Annotated in this window: 12 protein-coding genes; 8 read left to right on the forward strand and 4 right to left on the reverse strand. The window is 36.8% G+C overall.

Annotated elements, in window-relative coordinates; all coding sequences use genetic code 11:
* The first annotated feature begins 16 nt into the window (after positions 1 to 16).
* Complete coding sequence (locus RBU60_RS06320; RefSeq protein WP_308863901.1) at positions 17 to 1,423, forward strand: nicotinate phosphoribosyltransferase; 1,407 nt, start codon at positions 17 to 19, stop codon at positions 1,421 to 1,423.
* 9 nt (positions 1,424 to 1,432) lie between these two features.
* Positions 1,433 to 2,044 carry a bifunctional nicotinamidase/pyrazinamidase gene (gene pncA, locus RBU60_RS06325; protein WP_308863902.1) on the forward strand — a complete coding sequence of 204 codons (612 nt, stop codon included), beginning with the start codon at positions 1,433 to 1,435 and terminating at the stop codon, positions 2,042 to 2,044.
* A gap of 115 nt (positions 2,045 to 2,159) precedes the next feature.
* On the opposite strand, the gene tnpA is transcribed toward pncA, so the two are convergent.
* Positions 2,160 to 2,618 carry an IS200/IS605 family transposase gene (gene tnpA, locus RBU60_RS06330; protein WP_308863903.1) on the reverse strand — a complete coding sequence of 153 codons (459 nt, stop codon included), beginning with the start codon at positions 2,616 to 2,618 and terminating at the stop codon, positions 2,160 to 2,162.
* A gap of 641 nt (positions 2,619 to 3,259) precedes the next feature.
* On the opposite strand from tnpA, the gene RBU60_RS06335 reads away from it, so the two are divergent.
* The 6 genes from RBU60_RS06335 (at position 3,260) to RBU60_RS06360 (ending at position 14,010) form a co-directional block, all read left to right on the forward strand.
* On the forward strand, positions 3,260 to 5,680 hold the full coding sequence (locus RBU60_RS06335) for a TonB-dependent receptor (RefSeq protein ID WP_308863905.1): 2,421 nt from the start codon (positions 3,260 to 3,262) through the stop codon (positions 5,678 to 5,680).
* A 26-nt stretch (positions 5,681 to 5,706) separates the two neighbouring features.
* On the forward strand, positions 5,707 to 6,984 hold the full coding sequence (locus tag RBU60_RS06340) for a hypothetical protein (protein ID WP_308863906.1): 1,278 nt from the start codon (positions 5,707 to 5,709) through the stop codon (positions 6,982 to 6,984).
* A 250-nt stretch (positions 6,985 to 7,234) separates the two neighbouring features.
* Positions 7,235 to 8,716 (forward strand): ankyrin repeat domain-containing protein, encoded by a 1,482-nt coding sequence (locus RBU60_RS06345; protein ID WP_308863907.1) that lies wholly within the window; start codon positions 7,235 to 7,237, stop codon positions 8,714 to 8,716.
* 213 nt (positions 8,717 to 8,929) lie between these two features.
* A complete protein-coding gene (locus tag RBU60_RS06350; protein ID WP_308863908.1) occupies positions 8,930 to 9,406 on the forward strand; it encodes a DUF2271 domain-containing protein in 477 nt (158 codons plus the stop codon).
* A 163-nt stretch (positions 9,407 to 9,569) separates the two neighbouring features.
* Positions 9,570 to 11,774, forward strand: coding sequence for a PepSY domain-containing protein (locus RBU60_RS06355; RefSeq protein ID WP_308863909.1), 2,205 nt, complete (start codon positions 9,570 to 9,572; stop codon positions 11,772 to 11,774).
* A 286-nt stretch (positions 11,775 to 12,060) separates the two neighbouring features.
* Positions 12,061 to 14,010 (forward strand): FTR1 family protein, encoded by a 1,950-nt coding sequence (locus RBU60_RS06360; RefSeq protein ID WP_308863910.1) that lies wholly within the window; start codon positions 12,061 to 12,063, stop codon positions 14,008 to 14,010.
* Positions 14,011 to 14,394: 384 nt separating this feature from the next.
* Here the strand turns inward: RBU60_RS06360 and RBU60_RS06365 are convergent, their stop codons facing one another.
* From RBU60_RS06365 to RBU60_RS06380, 3 genes are all read right to left on the reverse strand, one after another.
* Positions 14,395 to 14,601, reverse strand: a complete 207-nt coding sequence (locus RBU60_RS06365) for a hypothetical protein (protein WP_308863911.1) — start codon at positions 14,599 to 14,601, stop codon at positions 14,395 to 14,397.
* Positions 14,602 to 15,263: 662 nt separating this feature from the next.
* The gene (locus tag RBU60_RS06375) at positions 15,264 to 18,632 is read right to left on the reverse strand and encodes a DUF3427 domain-containing protein (RefSeq protein ID WP_308863912.1); all 3,369 of its coding nucleotides are present in this window, start codon (positions 18,630 to 18,632) and stop codon (positions 15,264 to 15,266) included.
* A complete protein-coding gene (locus RBU60_RS06380) occupies positions 18,625 to 19,020 on the reverse strand; it encodes a (deoxy)nucleoside triphosphate pyrophosphohydrolase (RefSeq protein WP_308863913.1) in 396 nt (131 codons plus the stop codon). Before RBU60_RS06380 ends, RBU60_RS06375 begins: the two co-directional genes overlap by 8 nt.
* Between the last annotated feature and the right edge of the window lie 314 nt (positions 19,021 to 19,334).

Raw genomic sequence — 19,334 nt, forward strand, 5'->3', positions numbered from 1 at the left:
TGAAAAAAACAAGAACGTGTCCTTATATACCGCAACTTATACCGATTTGTACCAGCTGAGTATGGCGCAGGTCTATTTTAAAAAAGACAGGCATTCCCAACAGGCTGTGTTTGATTATTATTTTAGAAAAAATCCGTTTAACGGCGGCTACACTATTTTTGCCGGCCTGGAGAATGTGCTCGATAGTTTGAAGGAATTCCGCTTTACGGAAGAAGATTTGGACTACTTAAAAACACAGAATTTTGATGCTTCTTTTTTGGAATATTTAAAAGATTTTCGCTTTCGCGGAAGTATTTTTTCAGTACTAGAAGGGGATGTAGTATTTCCTAACCAACCTATTCTTAGGGTGGAAGCTTCTTTAATTGAAGCCCAACTGATAGAAACCTTTCTTCTGAATATGCTCAACTTCCAGAGCTTAATTGCCACCAAAGCTTGCCGAATGCGCTACATCGCTAAAGACCGCACCTTATTAGATTTCGGACTTAGGCGTGCGCACGGTCCCGGAGGGTATTATGCTTCTCGGGCGGCTTTTATTGGCGGGTTTAATGGCACCAGCAATGTTTTGGCTGGGAAAAATTTTGGGCTCCCTATTTCGGGAACTATGGCGCATTCTTTTATCCAAAGTTACGGCGATGAATTGCAGGCTTTTCGGGATTTTGCCGAGCATCGACCTAAAAATTGCGTGTTGTTGGTAGATACCTACAACACCTTAAAAAGTGGCGTCCCCAACGCGATTACCGTTGCTAAAGAAATGGAAGTCCGTGGACAGCGTTTATTGGCAATTCGTTTAGATAGCGGAGATTTGGCATATTTTGCCAAGCAGAGCAGAAAATTGTTGGATGAAGCAGGCCTGGATTATGTCCAGATTGCAGCTTCCAATCAGTTGGATGAATATGTGATTAAAAGTTTGCAAGAACAACAAGCGCCTATTGATATTTATGGTGTAGGGACCAATTTGGTCATAGGAAAACCCGATGCTGCTCTAGGAGGCGTCTATAAATTGGCTTTTTATGACGGCAAGCCCCGCATAAAAATTTCAGAAAATATAGCAAAAATAACCATGCCACATGCCAAGCAAGTATACCGTTTGAAAAATGATAAAGGCGAATGGGTAGGTTCTGATGCGATTGGATTAACTTCTGAAGGTTCTTTTGAAGTCATGGAGCATCCTTTTGAGGTCTATAAAAGTATGCGACTTACCGGATTGCAACGAGAGGCTTTGTTACAACCCGTGATGGAAAAAGGAGAACGCAGCTTTGCAACCAAAACTCTACAAGAAATTGCCGATTACCGTGAAAAGCGTTTTGCGCAATTACCTACAGAATATAAACGCTTTAACAATCCGCACCACTATAAAGTGGGAATTAGCGAGCAGCTAAAAGAAGAGCGCGACCGACTTATAAAATTGCATAAATCTTTATAGTATTTACGTATGAAAGCTTTATTACTCATCGATATTCAGAACGACTTTATGCCTACGGGTTCTTTGGCAGTCCCCAACGGAAACAAAATTGTAGCGCCTGTAAATGCAGTGCAACTGCATTTTGATTTGGTCATTGCCAGTCAGGATTGGCATCCCGCTAGTCACGTGAGCTTTGCAAAAAATCATTTAGGAAAGAAAGAATTTCAAATTATTCGGCTAGAAGGTCTGGAGCAGACTTTATGGCCTGCGCATTGCGTTCAAAACACTACAGGAGCTGAGTTTCATCCTAATCTACATACTCAGAAGGTAGAGACGATTTTTAGAAAAGGAACCAATCCTGCATTAGATAGTTATTCGGCTTTTTATGACAACGCCCATCAAAAAAGTACGGGCTTGGCAGGCTATCTAAAAGAAAAAGGAATCACCGAGCTTTATTTTACCGGTCTTGCCGCCGATATTTGTGTGTATTTCTCTATAAAAGATGCCTTAGCGGAAGGTTTTGAATGCGTCGTATTTGAAGATGCCGTACGTGCACTAGACGAAAACACCTATCAACAACAACAGGAAGAATTGAAAGAACAAGGGGTAAACTATTGCCGTACTGCTGATTTTTTAAAGTAATGGAGTGCAGCTCCAGAGGAGCGGAATATTAATAGCCACAACGTGGCGAAATTTTAAGAGTTAATCGAGTGCAGCTTCGTAGAAGCGGAATATTAATAGCTCCATAGGAGCGAAATTAATCATTGGTAAAAACATATTTATCATCAAAATCGATTTCGTACGTTTTTAAAAATTCAATATATTCTTCTCTAAATGTTTTCTGATTATGATGTTTCTTTTGACCTTTAATATATTTCATCACATTACTTACACCTGACTGGCTAACCGTAAATGCCCCAAATCCTCTCTGCCACTCGAACTTTTCTCTCACAAATCTTTTTTCATTTATCCATTTCGATGAATTGGCTTTTATATCTCTAACCAAATCAGATAAATTACAATTCGGTTTTGTACCAATTAAAAGATGAATATGATTTGGCATTCCATTGACAATCATTAATTTTTGATTTTTATTAGAAATAATACCCGTAATATATTTATACAACTCTTCTTCCCAATTTATTGAGATGAGATTGCTTCTACCTCTTACTGCAAATACAATATGAAAATATAATTTTGTGTATGTGTTTGCCATCTTAAATTTATATCGCTCCTACAGAGCTAACTGGTTGATGCAATTATTTTTGCTATGAATATATTATCTTGCTATTAGTATATTGCCACGCTGTGCCATTCTTATTTTTCTTGTCCGTTTTTAATATATCAAACAAACCCATTCACCATCTATTGTGACAGTAAATTTTGTGGCACTGTCATTATTGGCTTGTTAGGCTCCTATTTGGCTTCACTCTTTCATTTTTATCGAACTTTTGCATAGGCTCTACAAGTTATACTTTTTTTAATTGCTATTTGTTTTCGAGAATTGCTAATCTATATTCTTTAGTTGTAGGAAAAGCAAATACCTAGAAATCCTTAATTCTAGTAATCGAGCACGATGAATGCGTGATTTTTTAAAGAAAACTATATCTAATCACTAGCGCTTCAAACTTTAACAAATTTACGGATATGAAGGCTAAGAGGCTAAAAACACCTCAACATCTGCATTTCAAAAATCCAAAAACTCTCTTTTCCCTAAAAAAAGCCATAAAAACTCTTGTTTTGATTAAACTTCACGTCCAAAGTACTTAAAATAATTCTTTCAGCTTATTTATACCAGTTCTACATAAAGTTATATATTTGCGTTTATTTAGACTCAATACAGATAAAAAAAACTGAATGAAGCGATTTTTTTTCTTATTATTTTTAGTGAGTGCCGGGGCACAAGATGTTTTGGCGCAAAAAGACGCATCGCAACTGAAACAGCTTTCTGGAGAAGTTCTCTTTAAAGACGGAAATCCCGTTGTTTCTGCCTTGATCTATATTAAAGAAAACGGCAAATCTGTTTATACCGGAGAGGAAGGAGCCTTTATTCTAAAAAATTTAGAGCCTGCTATTTATCACGTCATCATTCAGCCTTTTGGAAAAGATGAAATTAAAGTCACTTCAGACCTTAGGTATGAATCTGATGTTTTGCATATTCAGCTGCAAGAAGAGGAAGACTTTGCGTTGGAAGATGTTATTATAAAGACTAAGTCAAAAGGAAGGCTCACCAAAGAGAAAGGATATAGTGTTGAGGTAGTTTCCACAAAAGAGTTAGCCCTGCAAAGTTTGGGTACTACCGAGATTTTAGACCGATCGGCTGGAGTCAAAATAAGACAATCGGCCGGTCTTGGGTCGGATATTAATTTTAACCTCAACGGTTTATCGGGCAATTCGGTTCGCGTCTTTATTGATGGTATCCCCATTCGGAATTATGGAAAAGCTTTTTCCTTAAGTAGCATTCCGCCGTCCATGATAGAACGTATCGAAGTATATAAAGGAGTTTTACCAGGCGAATTGACCGAAGACGCCTTGGGAGGCGGAATCAATGTAATCTTGAAAAAAGAAAATAAAAATAGCCTCACCGCAGCTTACACCTTTGGTTCTTTTAATACCCATCAAGCGGATGTTCAAGGAAATTATTACCACGAAAAAACCGGTATCAATACCCAAATTTCTGCATTTTACACCTATACCGATAATAATTATGAAGTATATGGCGATAATGTATACGTGGTTAATCCGCAGACAGGAAAAGTAAAATATGTGAAAGCAGACCGGTTTCACGATACGTTTGAGTCTAAAGGCATAAAAGCAGATATTGGTGTACGCGATAAATCTTGGGCAGATGAGTTGACCTTAGGTTTATTGTATTCCGATATAAAAAAAGATATTCAAACCGGAGCCACGATGGATGTGGTGTATGGAAACAGACGTAGCGAAAGCGACAGTAAGATGATCAACCTGCGTTACACCAAAGAAGATTTATTTACCAAAGGCTTATCTGCAAATACCTTTACTTCCTATTCCCAAACCAACCGAAAGGTGATTGATACGGTTCCCGTGATGTATAATTGGTTTGGAGAAATTATACGCGATCAAAACGGCGACCCCGTCAACTGGAATAATTCTGGCGGAGAAGCAGGGCGTTCAACCCTAGCCAATAACGATGAAAAAAACTTAGCCAATAGAACCGGTCTCTCTTATGAGTTTATGGAGAACCATTACTTAAAAACAAACTTCTTTTACAACCAATTTACCCGCGATATTGATGATCCCGAATTGCCAAAAGCAGAGAATGAATTATTAGATACGCGTTTTTTAAGTAAAACCATCTGGAGTTTTACCTATGAAGCTGCTTTTTTTGATGAAAAACTAACCACTACCGCTTTCTATAAGAATTACCGACAGAAAGTAGAACTGACAGACCTTCAGAAAAATAACAACAACACTATTACTGAAATTAAATATGACAAGTCTATTCATAATAACGGATATGGCTTGGCATTATCTTACGAACTCACCCCAAAAATATTACTGATGAGCTCTGCTGAAAAAGCCATTAGAATGCCTGGAATATTTGAATTGCTTGGGAATACCAGTGAAAATGTTTTACCTACCTATGATTTGAAACCAGAAAAAAGCAACAACCTAAATTTAGGGGCTTCCTTTGGTCATTTCGTCTATAAAAAACACCGACTTAAAGCCGATGTGAATTTCTTTTTAAGAGACATTAGCGATATGATTGTTCGCGGTATTAGCAGCAATATCACCGACAAGTATGGTTTTGAGAACTTGGGGAAAGTAAGAAGTACAGGCGTAGATGTAGAATTGAATTATAACTACAACAAGCGGTTTAACTTGACTGCCAACTTTTCTAATTTTAACGCTCGTTATAACCTCCAATATGATGATTACGGTTCTGAATACGTTTATTACAGAGACCGCTTGCGAAACGCGCCCTATTTAACGCTTAATACCTATGCGGAATATAAGTTTCTCGATGTACTTAAAAAGGGAAACAACCTTAATGTGAATTATAATTTCGGGTACACCCACGAGTTTTTTAGAAACTGGGAAAGCCTTGCCAGTAAGGGTAAAGCTTACATTCCCACCCAAGCTATTCATAGTTTTGGCGTGAATTATAGTATGATGAACCAAAAACTTACCATTGGAGTAAACGCCAAAAATATTACAGATCAACAGGTATTTGACAATTGGGCTTTACAAAAACCCGGACGCGCATTTTACTTGAAATTAACTTATAAAGCAATCTAATTTTTAAACAACCCAAATTGAAAACCATGAAAATAAATTTTTTATCTACTGCCAAAGCAGGCTTAATGGGAGTCGCATTATTATCAGGAACCTTAATTGGTTGTAGCAGTGACGACGATTCTGTCTCTACACCTACGCCCCCAACCGGAGAGCAATCTTATTATAATGTGGTCTTTGGCGTAAGTTCTGAAGGAAATTCAGGAACCTACGCTCAGGCGCTCGAAAATATTTCTGAAGGAGAAATTTCTTTTAATGGGGAAGGCTTTGAAGTGCCATCGGTACGTACGGCGAGAATCTACGGTTCTCCGTCTGGAGATTACTTATATAACCTAAGCTACGGTGGAGGAATGATTTATAAGTACAAAGTAAACGGCGGTGCTAACTACACCATGTTAACCGAAACCAATGTGCAAATCGCGATGGGAACGGCTTATCCAAGATGGACGGTCGTAAGCAAAGACAATGCCTTGGTGCATACCATCAATACTGAAAACCAGTATGATGAAAACGAAAACTACACCTTCACAAAATCTGAAGCCATCTTACAGAATGTGGGATTAGACGGAATGACCTTAGAAGAAAATAACACCTTGGAAATTCCAAGTTTTGACGAAAATTACCACATCTGGAGAATAGACAATCCTACCATTAAAAACGGAAAAGCTTATTATGGAGTGGCTATGCGTCAGTTTGATCCTGCAACAGGAGAAAATGTAAACTTAGAAACCTATAAAGCAACGACGATGGTAGTCGATTATCCATCGCTAACCAATTTAGAATTCATCCAGTCAGAAAATGCTTTAGGATCTACTTATGGTTACCGCACGCCGGTTTACCATGCAGATGAAGCAGGAGATATTTACCACCTTACCAGTAATCCTGCAAAAGTGTTGAAAATTGCCAATGGTGATTATGACAACGGATACGAATTAGATTTAGCGCAAGCTTTAGGAATGCAAGAAGTTGGAGCCAATGGTTGGTTTTATGTAGGAAACGGAATTGGCTATGTACCTTATTATGATGCGACCTTAGGTAAAGATAAAGAGCAAGCAGCTTGGGGCGTTGCTAGAATAGATATCTATAGCGGAACAGCTGTAAAGATGAATTTACCCGATAATTTATGGATGTGGTATTACCAGTCTGGAGTAGTAGGAAAAGACGGTAAATTCAATATGGCCATCACGCCACTAGGTCAGCAAGGGAATATTTATAAATTTGATCCTACCAGCACTTCTCCTGATGCTTTTGAAGTCGGAGCAGAATTAGATAATGGTGCCGACTCATTTTATTTAGGAGTTTATTAATCCACTGTCAGTTCGAGCCTGCCTGCGGTAGGCAGGTGCTGATTTTTTGTAACGATAGTGAAGAAAAAACAGTGTATCGAGAACAATTGGGTGTACCAAGACTTCTCGATACAATTCCGATAAAAAATCGGAATCACTCAAAATAAAAAAATCAAACCTCAACCCCAAGCTCCCTTTTTTTCCTTGCCTCCGACGAGTGAAACGAGAGGAAGGCATAGTGCCGAAGGCGGAGGGGTTAAAATAATTTACAATGAAAAAAATACTTAGCCTTAGTTTATTGTTACTGATTAGTTTCAGCAGCTTTGCACAAGAAAATACGTTTTGGGATGGCGATTTTTGGAACGCTAAAACCAGCGTGCAGCAAGTCAAAGATCTAATCAAAAAGGGAAATGACCCTATTCACGGGAATGCGCGAGGATTTGATGCAACGACCTATGCTATACTGAACCATGCGCCTTTAGAAACCGTAAAATATTTGTTAAGCCTAGAAGGCAATGACGTGAATAAACCCACGCACGATGAACGAACTTATCTTTTTTGGGCCGCCAATAAAGAAAACCTTCCTTTGGTAGAACACTTGTTTAAACAAGGGGCAAAAGCAGATGTGTATGATAACCGTTTGTATAGTCCCATTATGTTTACGGCCAGAGGCGGAATCACGAATCCAAAACTTTATGACCTACTCATCAAAAATGGCGTAGAGGTAAACTATGCTAATCCCAAGGGAGTTAATGTGCTTTTGGTCTTGGCAGGAAGTGTAGAAGAGCTTAAAGATTTAAACTATTTTACTAAGAAGGGACTTTCTTTAGAACACACCGATCAGCAAGGCAAAAATATGATTGATTATGCTGCAGCCTCCGGAAACCAAAAGCTTATAAAGCAATTAATTAAAAAAGGACTTTCTTATAAAGACACGAACAAAGATGGAACCAACGCTTTGTTAATGGCCGCTCAACCCACTCGAGGGGAAGGAAATTCTCTAGACTTCTTTAAGTATCTAGTCGACTTAAAAATAAATCCGAAGCAAATAGATCAAGAAGGAAAGAACCTATATCATTTATTAGCGAGAAATAATAAACAGCAAGAAGTGTTGGATTTCTTTACGGATTTCAATATAGATATCAACGCCTTGGATGCAGATAAGAATACCCCGTTAATGTATGCTGCTTCCCGTAATAATTTAGAAAATGTAAAGTGGTTGGGGCAACGCACCAAGAAGATCAATCAGCAAAATGCAGCAGGACATACCGCACTTAGCTTAGCAGTAGCCCAAAATACATCAGAAGTTGTGGCATATTTATTAGATCATAAAGCCAAGGCGCACATAAAAGATGCACAAGGAAACAATCTGGCCGCATTATTGGTACAAGGTTATCGCCAAAGAGATGCAGAAGATTTCCATAAAAAGTGGGAAATGTTAGAAGTAGCGAAAGTAGACTTTACCGCTACGCAAGAAAATGGCAATACACTGTTTCATTATGCAGCAGATAAAGAGAATTTAGCGCTGTTTAAACGCGTTAAAACAAGCGGAGTAAACATCAACGCTCAAAATAACGAAGGGCTTAGCGTATTGCATAAAACCGCTTTAACCGCCAAAGACACCAAACTCATGAAAGCTTTAATCGCTATGGGAGCCGATAAAAACTTGAAAACAGAGTTTGAAGAAAGCGCCTATGATCTTGCGCAAGAAAATGAGCTCTTGAATACGGATGAAATTATGTTTTTAAAATAATAAATAATTGCATATCCGTTTAGTGTCCTTTTAATCAAATAGTAGTGCTAATGTCACGTCGAGTCATTCGTTTCGGCTCAAGACAGGCTTAAGTCGAGACGTTTTTGTTTAACCTTTCGACTGCCCCGCCAGAATGAATTCTTTCGGGCTGGCGCTCAAGGTGACAAAAACTAATTATAGGAATGAAAGCGGATATATAAATAATAATACCTTATGAAAAAAGCAGCTTTAGTTTTAGGAATGGCCATTTTTGGATTAATGGCTTTTACCACGCCGCCAACAGATAACTACAAATGCCTCGTACAATTAAAAAATTATGAAGGCGAGGGGGCTTATGTGGTGGTTTCCTTACTCGATGAAAAAGGCGAATATGTAGAAACCTTGCAAGTCATGGGCGATGACCCCGAATGGTATAAAGACATTACCCAATGGTATGCACATTTTCAACAAAAAGAAGAAAAAATAGATGGTATCACCGGAGCCACAATTAGCGGCGGACAACGGGCAATTAAAGTTATCGAAATCCCGAGTGATAAAATCGATGCAGGGTATAGCATTCGTTTTGAAACCGCTGTGGAAGATCAAGATTACCACGCCAGTGATCTTCAATTCGAATTAAATGCGGCCAATCTAAAAGCTAAACAAGAAGGAACTGGTTATATTCGATACGTAAGAATGCTGAAGCAATAATTCCTGTCAGTTAGAGTAAAATTTGAGGAGCGATAGCGAATCAAATTTTGTATCGAGAACAGAGGCAATTAGTAAGACTTCTCGATACAATCCCGATAAAAATCGAAATCACTCGAAGTGACAAAAAACTTAGACAACATTAAAATTCAACGCCAGTACTTTTATGAGCCTATCCTTTTGGAGATACAGTCACTTAGCATTAGCTATTAGCAGTTTTGCTTTTCTGGTATTGGCTAGCCTTACGGGGATCGTTTTGGCATTGGAGCCTATCAATATTCAGGTTCAAGACTATTCTTCCAATCATCTGGAAGAAATTTCTCTGGCAGAGGCGCTTCAAAATTTAAACAAGGAACACGAAGAAGTTCTTTGGGTAGAAGTAAATCGGAATCATGTATTTACCGCTTCGGTAATGGATGAGGCTGGTAAAAATCAAGTGTTGTATATTCAGCCAGAAACCGGAAAAAGTCTAGGAGAAAAACAAGCCTCACATCCTATTTTTCAGTTCGCCAAAACTTTACACCGCTCCCTTTTCTTAAAATCTGTCGGACGATTTTTTATAGGACTAGTCGCTTTTTTACTCTGTTTTATTGCCCTTAGCGGAATTGCGCTCACGATGAAACGTCAAGGCGGATTTAAAAATTTCTTTTCGCCCATTATAAAAGACAGTTTTTATCCTTATTTACATGTCGTTTTCGGTCGGTGGTTATTGATTCCGATTTTAATCCTTAGCCTTAGCGGTGTTTATCTGAGTTTACAGCAATTTAATATTATTCCGTCGTTCAAGGTTGAACAAAATTTTAATCCCGAAACACTGGAAGAAAGCACCCAGAAAGACGTGCTGGATTTTCCCGCTTTTAAGAAATACAATCTGGGCGATTTAAGACGCTTAGAATTTCCATTTTCTCCGTTTCCGGAAGATTATTTCACCTTGCAATTGCAGCAAAAAGAACTTATTGTCAATCAGTTTGACGGGGAAATCATCAGCAGTTATGAATATCCATTCTCTTCGCTAATCGCGTATTATAGTTTCAAGCTGCATACGGGAGAAGGTAGTATTCTTTGGTCGCTGGTGTTGATTTTAGCCAGTATAGGGATCTTATTTTTTATATTTTCCGGCTTCAAAATTATGTTCAAACGCCGTCGAAGTCGCATTCGGAATCATTATAAAAAAGAGGTTTGCAAATACGTGATTTTGGTAGGATCTGAAGGCGGAACTACCCTGAGTTTTGCCAATGCGCTTTACGCGGAAATCATTCGGCTTGGCCATAAAGTGTACCTCTCTGAAATGAATGCTTACCAAACCTTTCCGGCGATGGAACATCTTATTTTGATGACCGCTACTTACGGAAACGGAGAAGCTCCCGCCAATGCCAAAAATTTTGAAAAATTACTAGAAAAACATCCGCAGCAGCAAAATTTCAACTATTCCATACTCGGATTTGGCTCTAGAAGCTATCCGCATTTTTGTGCTTTTGCATACCAAACGGAAGCTTTTCTGAATACCTTAGAAAAAGCCGAAGAAAAAAACCCGCTGACAACCATCAATAACCAATCAACAGAAGCTTTTACCCAATGGATGTTGGGTTGGGGCAAAAAAGAGCAGCTCCCGCTCAGGGTTCCCAAAAACATTTTAAAACCTAGAAAACTACAACAACATCAGTTGGCGTGTAGCGAAAAAACAACCTCCGACAAAAGCCTAGAAAACACCTTCTTGATTCAATTGAAATCCGATAAAAAACTCAAGTTTAAGTCGGGAGATTTGTTGTCTATTATTGCTAAAGAAGATGACCGAGAACGTTTATATTCCATTGGAAAAATCGATAAAAATGAAATGATTTTGGCGGTAAAACGCCATGAAAAAGGAGTGGTTTCCAATCAGCTTAACAACGTAAATAAATCAGAAAACTTAAGCGCAGGGATTGTAAAAAATAAAGCCTTTCATTTGCCTAAACGCAGCAAGCAAGTGATTATGATTGCCACGGGAACAGGAATTGGCCCCTTTCTAGGAATGATGGCTCAAAACAAACATAAAGACTTGCATTTGTATTGGGGCGGGCGTACCAAGCAAACTTTTGAACCTTATGCAGCACGGACTCAAAAAGCCCTAGCCAATAAAAGTTTAAGCAGCTTAAAACTCGCATTTTCTAGAGAAGAACAAGAAGAGAGAACCTACGTGCAAGAGCTTTTGATGCAAGACGCTGCCTTTATCGCCGAAGCTTTAAAGAACAAAACGGTGTTTATGATTTGTGGCTCTATTGTAATGCAGGAAGCGGTCTTGCATTCCTTAAATAAAATCGGTTTAATCCACAATCAAAAAGCTTTGTGTTATTACGAACACCGCAAGCAATTAAAAATGGATTGTTATTAAGCTCTTGGCTGAGTGATTTTCGGGAGAAAATGGTATCGAAGTCACAATAGTGGAGATTTCGATACACTCGTGAAAAACGAGCACTCCATCACCTTTGATTTTCGTAATCGAGCGCGGTGACTGAGTCTATGATAAATACAAAACCGAGAATTCTCCAAAAAAGATTTTTATATCCTATAGAAAGTTATTAGAAAAGCCTTGATAAGGGAAAAAACAGTAGAAAACTCATTTCTTCTCATAGATAAGCTTTACCTTTGTTTAGATTAATTCTAAATAGAGTGTTATAATGTTCAAAGTCTTGTCTTCTACCATTCTTTTGGTAGTCATTCTTATTTTCACACCTATCAACAAAGTCTTTTCCCAAAACGATGATACCAGTACACAAACGGTAATTCATCTCCTTGGGTATATTGCTAGGGACTATGCTGAAGGCGTTCAAGACGGAAAAATTATCGATGAGCAGGAATATAGTGAGATGAAAGAATTTTCGGCTCAAGCTTACCGGTTGACAAAAGAAGGCGACTTTCTTTCTGAAGAAGATCAAAACATCCTTGATGAGATGCAAGAACTCCGAACCTTAATCGCAGATAAAAAATCAGCAAAAGAAATCAATACTTCCGCTGTAAAGCTAAAAAACGACATCATAAAAGTTACGGGGGTTGAAACCGCACCCAAAATTTGGCCTGATGTAAAAGTAGGTAAATCTTTATTCCAACAAAATTGTGCGAGCTGTCACGGTGCGAACGGAAATGGTCAAGGAGAATTGGCTAAAGGCCTCGAACCAGCACCCACCAATTTTTACGACGCCGAATTAATGGGACAAGTGTCGCCATTTCAAGCCTACAACACCGTAAAATTAGGAGTACAAGGAACGAGCATGCAAGCTTTTTCAGAATCATTTAATGAACAAGAACTCTGGGCTCTCGCCTTCTATGTAAAATCTTTAAGATTTGAAGATAAAACAGCAGACAGTCTCCTATTAAGAAAAGAGTTTAAGGAGGTGTTTTCTTATATTTCCTTAAAAGATATTGCCACCCTTTCTGACGATGAGTTATTGGCTGCTATTGCTGAAAAGACAGATAATCCCAAGGTGAAATTAGAAGCCGTTCGGTTGTTAGCTCCCGTTGGAGAAAATGCTACCAACAGTCTCTCTGTTGCAGAAAAAAACTTGAGAGCTGCCGTAAAAAACTATTCAGAGGGAAATAAAAAACTAGCTCGAAACAATGCCCTGAATGCTTATTTGGAAGGTATAGAACCCGTAGAAGCCAGGTTACGAGCAAACGACCCCTCTTTCGTCATAGAACTCGAACAGCAAATGCTCCAGGTTCGGCAAGTGATCGAAAAAGGTAAAGGCACCGATGCGGTTAAAGTAGAAGCAGAAAAAGCCTTGGTTTTAATTACACAAGCAGATCAGTTACTACAGGATCAAAAATTAAACTATTGGCTGACTTTTATTCTCGCCCTCTCCATCATGCTCCGAGAAGGCTTAGAAGCTTTTCTGATTCTAGCAGTGGTTTTGGCGCTAATTCGTTCTTCAGGCGTCAAAAAAGCATTGCCTTGGCTCCACGGGGGCTGGATTGCGGCTGTACTTATGGGAATTGCAGGCTGGTTTCTTTCAGATTATATCATTCAGTTTGGTGGTAAAAACAGAGAAATCATGGAAGGCCTAGTTTCGCTTTTGGCCGTTTTAGTCTTGCTGTTTGTCGGGTTTTGGTTACACAATAATTCGACTGCTAAAAAGTGGAAGGAATTTGTGGAAGGTAAAATCGGTCGCTATTTACAAAAAGACAAAATGTTTGGATTGGCGATCTTCTCATTTATGGTTGTCTTTCGCGAAGCTTTTGAAGTGATTCTCTTTCTTCAGGCTATCCGTTTGGAAGCTGCCCCTGGAGACAAATCGGCAATAGGTTTAGGCGTTTTAGTCGCCGTCGTTTGTATCGCTTTGATGGCGCACCTATTTTTGAAATACTCCAAACGCATTCCCGTGCGACAACTCTTCCAATATTCCTCTTGGGTTATTATCCTTTTGGCCATCATTCTTATGGGAAAAGGCGTTCACTCTATCCAAGAAAGTGGATGGATTTCGGTAACAGGCATAGGCACTTCCTTCCGTATAGGTTGGCTAGGCTTCTACCCCACTCTAGAAACGGTTTTGGCGCAAGCAGCTTTAATAGGTGTCGTTTTTATAACCTATTTCATGCATAACCAAGGCATAAAAAAAGTAGCGCTGAAGTAATTTCAGTGTAAAGCTTTAAAATTATAAAAACCTCCTTTAATGCTGGTCATCAATTCTGATGGCTGAGCGGTTTACGAGAGAAAATTGTATCGAAGTCACAACGCCGGGCATTTCGATACACTTGCAAAAGCAAGCACTCCATGACCTTTGATTTAGGTAGTCGAGGGCGGTGGCTGAGTGGTTTTCGATAGAAAATTGTATTGAAGTCACATTAGCGGAGATTTCAAAAACAAGCACTTCATTCTCTTTGATTTAAGTCATCGAGTGAACCCTTTTTTGCAATAGCTCTCTTAAACTCGCCGTAAACGGAAATGCTGAAGCTCTTCCTTTCTTAAAATTATCAAGGTCTCTGAAATTCCAATTTTTATTCTCAAATTCTTTAGCCTAAACTTTTTCTATATCAATAACTAAATAGTGTTTTTCGTACTCCTTATCATCTTTTGCTTGTGGATAGCCTTTCTTTTCTAAATTTGATCTAGAAAAAACTTTTGGCCCCTTACTTATTATACGCCAAAGATCACCGCTTGACTTTTCTCCATGTGTATGAAGCAATAAATATTTAGCAGAAACGGTTTCTTTATCTAATGCCAAAGCCCATCCTGAAGTTATAATATCCTTTTCTAAAGGTGTCGAATTCGACACCTTTAAAATCTGGACTATATAATTGCCCCCAAATCCCTAACAACTCAACCGTATTCCTATTCCTCATCCAGTTTCTAATATGGTCATTGCCTTCTTCACCACGTACTCGACTTTAGGCAAGACATTACCGACACTCCACCAATTACCCAAACTCGTGAAGATTAAGGCTGGAAAGATCAATTTTAATTGGATGAAATGACAGAGAAAATGTCGGAGAACTTCAAGGGTGAGTATGATTAGGTTTTAGTTTTTTTGTGAAGGTTTTAATCTAATCGGTCAAATGCGAAAGTTTGAGTAGACTAAGACCAATGATAATTTTCTATAAAATCATCCAAATCATTCTCGTTTAAAAATGATTGTTTTGGCTCTATACCAAATTGAAAAAACTTTATTAAGTCTATTATTTCTGTGAACACCCTAAAATGATTTCCTTCATAATTATAGATGTAAAAAAGTCTATCAGTATTGTTTAAAGTGATTGTTTCAACTGTACGACTTGACGTGATATAATCTACAATACAATTTTTAATTATATTCATTGTTTTTATATTTTGAATATTGATGATCGAGAAACTCTTTAGAAGATAAAAATCTTTCTAATTTTAGAAAAATTACTTTAAAACAGTTATAAACTCTCCAATTACCTTCATTCCTTCTGCACTCTCATTATCAATAACAATGTCTTTAAAGCTATTGTCATAAGAATTGGGTTTTAGTACAATTTCCTTATGTCCCCAACCTTCTTCTGTAACTGATTTCTGACTTGAATATGTTTTTACTGTAAAACCAGAATTAAAATCTGGATCATGGATATCTCTATTTTCCACTAATACTATTTTACCATTTCTAGAGCCTCCAGCATATTTTTTAAAAACACAAATAGAACCATTTGAAATTCTTTTATTCATTGATTCACCAATGACTTTACAAGCAAAATAATCATTATTTAAAGAATATCTTTCTTCAACTCCCAACTCGGTATAATTCTTTTCTGCTTGTAGTTCACTAAAACTGCCTGCTGCTGCATAAAAGTCAAATAATGGAATTGTAAACTTTGATTGATCTTCTTCCATTTCTAAAGAAATAACTTCCGTATCAATCTCTTGCTCTGGAACATCCTTGTCATTAACTGCTGTAATATAGTTATACAACTCAGTTGACACCGGTTGTTCTAATTGAAATTTAAAATGAACGACTGGCTTTTTAGATTCAGCCATTTCAGCTTGTTCTATAGAATCTTCAATAATTGATACATCACCCATATAATAGAAATCCGTTCCCTCTGCATCTTCTTTTTTTACGAAAAGCAATATTCGTTTTGAATCTATTACTTTCTTAATTTCTGGACTCTTTAATTTTCTATTTGATCTAGATTCCCACGCAAAAACTGAAGGAGTAATAAAGTGGTCGTTATAATTGATTGTATCATCAATATCATCAGATTTATGATAAGTCACAAAACAAGGAGTAACTTTATCCCTTGTTCTATAACCATATAAAGTACTACTAATATCATTTTCCCAATTTAGCAATCTACAAACATCTTTACGGCTATACTTATTATAGAGTACCAAGCCATTCTTATAATTGGTTTGGTCAAAATTCTCATTAAAAGTCCTAATTGAATAATTTACAGAATCTAAAAGAAAATCCTTAAATGTACTGTTATCAATTAATTCAAGAAACTCAGGATAAAATTTAAAAATCCCATTTTCTATAAAAATCACCTTTTCTTCTTTCCGTATAAAGCTAAAGTTTATATTTGAAATGCTAGACTCTATAGTTTCCTTACTAGGCTTATAATTGTATTTTTCAGATATTAAATCATTAAGTTTTGAGGCGCTTAATTCTCCATTATTGAGTAACTCTTTCAAAATCAAACTCTCCTCAATTCTTTTAGAATTATTTATCTCTCTCGAAAAAAGTTCTAATAAACCAGAGCGTTTTTTATCTAGAAGTACATCAAAATCTTTATCAGCCCTCTTAACAAAATTAAAATAAGACTTAGAATATTCAACAAACAAAAATGGGTCTCTTGATTTGTTCTTTAAAAAATCTACCATCATAGGAGTACGTCCTAGTCTATATTTGAGAAGTAGATAGTCCTTCTTCAAATCGGATAACAGTCTCATATTAGCAGAATCAATGGACTGAAATATTTTGTCTTTGGTTATCTCATCAAAGTTAATCGTTGACGGACCAGGAAGCATTTTACTCCCTTCGGAAATCAACTTTCGCAGCGTATCCTTATTATAAGACGTATCACCATACAGAGCTATTGGAATTAAATAGTTGTTTTTATGGTTTCCAATAAAGTCAACTACAGTTAAAAAATCCTTGCCATTAGCTTTTCTTAAACCTCTTCCTAATTGCTGTACAAACACAATTGCAGAATCGGTTGGTCTTATCATTAATATCTGGTTAATTTTTGGAATATCTATTCCTTCATTAAAAATATCAACGGTAAATATGTAATCTATTCTTTCATTATTATCAGTGGATTCTAATCTCGAAATCGCTTTTTTTCGCTCTGTTTCTGAGCTTTCTCCTGATAAAGAAATGGTTTTAAAACCTCGTTCATTAAACTTTAGAGATAGATTTTTAGATTCTTCATTTCTAGAACAGAAAACGAGACCTCTAGTAATTCCATTATCACTACCATAGAGCTTAGCTTTCTCAATAATCCTGTTGACTCTTTCATCACTAGTTAATAACCTGAAGTCTCTAATGTCCTCAATTATTTCATTATCAACCATTAAATCTGTTATGCCAAAATAATGAAATTCACTTAGCATATCTTCTTCCATTGCTCTGTTTAATCTAATCTCATAGGCTATATTATGGTCAAAGAGACTAAAAATATCATTTCCATCAGTACGTTCAGGAGTAGCTGTCATTCCTAACAAAAACTTTGGAGTAAAATACTCCATCAATCTAAGGTATGAATCAGCACCAGAGCGATGGGATTCATCAATTATAATGTAATCAAATTCATCCTTATCGAAATTTAATAAATGATCTTCTCTCGAGATAGTTTGAACGGTTGAAAAAACAAAATCTGCTTCTAGTTCTTTTCTATTTCCAGAGTATACCCCATAGGTTTTTTTGTCTTTAAAAATATCTTTAAAAGTCTCCAAAGCATCTTCTGCAATATTCAACCTATGAACAACAAACAATAATTTCTTTGGATTAAAACTCTTTACATCAAACGCGGATAGATAGGTTTTCCCAGTCCCAGTTGCGGATATAATTAAAGCTTTGTTTTTATGTTTAAGTCTTAATTCAGTTAGGTTTTTCAATGCGTCAACTTGCATTGAATTTGGAATTATTTCTACCTCTTCAGAGCTAGTTAGTTCTTTCTTTGCCTGTTTTCTAAATAATCGCTCATTATCATATATAGTCTGATAAGCCGCAATGAATTCATCTGTTACGGATATGGCTCTATCAAAATCGTTATGAAACTCCTTTAAGACATTCTCAACAATGCCGCTAGAATGTAAACCTGAAACCTTTAAATTCCATTCTTTGTTAACGGTCAGAGCACTTGATGTTAGATTGCTACTTCCAACTATTAAGTTGTAATGCTCCTTTTTCTTAAAAATATATCCTTTTGAATGCGTATTGTCTCGCGTAGATATCTTAAGCTCAATATTCTTAAATAACTTAAGTTTTTTAAGCGCTTCTGGCTGAGTAAAGTTTAGATATTGAGAGACCAAAATCTTCCCCTTAACACCTCTTTCCTCTAAAGAAAGCAAGGTGTTTAATAATACTGCGATTCCACTTGTTGTCACAAATGCAACTGAAACGAAAAATTCATTACAACTATCAAACTCCTGTAAAAGAGCAGATAAAACCTTCTCTCTCGGAATTATTTTATTGGTTAATAACTGAGGTCTATAGACTAGTTCTGAGTCAACGTTTTTATCTATAAAACCAGTCTGTAAGCTTTTTTGAAAATCGCCGTTAAATAAATCACTCATCTTGCATTAATTTGTTTACGATTGGCACATCGGCTGCAGCCCAATCTAAACTCAGCAGTTCACTTCTTTTCAACCATATTGAGGAAATATGTTCATTTAATGATATGTCCTTAGTATTTATATCACATAAAAAACTATGCATTGTCAATTCAAAATCAGGGTATTGATGAGTTACTGTGATATATGAATCATTAATCTCTGGATTAATACTTAATTCTTCCTCCAATTCTCTTTTTAAAGCTTCTTTTTTAGTTTCTCCTGCTTCAATTTTCCCACCAGGAAATTCAAACTTTTCAGAAATATAATCTAATTTACTTTTAGCCCTTTGAGCACACAAAATTTCATCGCCATATATTAAGATAGCAGCAACAACTTCCACTTTTTTCATAAATCTAAAACCAGTTTTTTTGTTTGTAATTGGTATACTGAATGACGTCTAAATTAACAAATAAAAGCTGAATAGCAAATACGTAATCACCATCCTCTTTATGCAAAGCAAATTAAAAAACAATTCACAGTCGTAAAGAGAAATTATTATCGATTCAACTATATTAAGGTTCTTTCGGAATTGAGCAAATGAAATTGAATTTAAAAAATTCCTTTCTGAGGCACTCGTGATGTTTTGGGCTCAACACAAAAAGTTGTGGAGTAACTAAAAATTAGGGAACTTTGAAATAAAGATTTCTATGTCCTCAGATTCAT

Source organism: Mesonia profundi (assembly GCF_031085155.1).
GTDB classification, from domain to species: domain Bacteria; phylum Bacteroidota; class Bacteroidia; order Flavobacteriales; family Flavobacteriaceae; genus Mesonia; species Mesonia profundi.

What these genes read in the sequence shown, in the direction of transcription:
- RBU60_RS06360 (WP_308863910.1), top strand. Translation starts at nt 12,061, where the DNA reads ATGTTCAAAGTCTTGTCTTCTACCATTCTTTTGGTAGTCATTCTTATT.
- RBU60_RS06335 (WP_308863905.1), top strand. Translation starts at nt 3,260, where the DNA reads ATGAAGCGATTTTTTTTCTTATTATTTTTAGTGAGTGCCGGGGCACAA.
- pncA (WP_308863902.1), top strand. Translation starts at nt 1,433, where the DNA reads ATGAAAGCTTTATTACTCATCGATATTCAGAACGACTTTATGCCTACG.
- RBU60_RS06350 (WP_308863908.1), top strand. Translation starts at nt 8,930, where the DNA reads ATGAAAAAAGCAGCTTTAGTTTTAGGAATGGCCATTTTTGGATTAATG.
- tnpA (WP_308863903.1), bottom strand. Translation starts at nt 2,618, where the DNA reads ATGGCAAACACATACACAAAATTATATTTTCATATTGTATTTGCAGTA.
- RBU60_RS06375 (WP_308863912.1), bottom strand. Translation starts at nt 18,632, where the DNA reads ATGAGTGATTTATTTAACGGCGATTTTCAAAAAAGCTTACAGACTGGT.
- RBU60_RS06380 (WP_308863913.1), bottom strand. Translation starts at nt 19,020, where the DNA reads ATGAAAAAAGTGGAAGTTGTTGCTGCTATCTTAATATATGGCGATGAA.
- RBU60_RS06345 (WP_308863907.1), top strand. Translation starts at nt 7,235, where the DNA reads ATGAAAAAAATACTTAGCCTTAGTTTATTGTTACTGATTAGTTTCAGC.
- RBU60_RS06355 (WP_308863909.1), top strand. Translation starts at nt 9,570, where the DNA reads ATGAGCCTATCCTTTTGGAGATACAGTCACTTAGCATTAGCTATTAGC.
- RBU60_RS06340 (WP_308863906.1), top strand. Translation starts at nt 5,707, where the DNA reads ATGAAAATAAATTTTTTATCTACTGCCAAAGCAGGCTTAATGGGAGTC.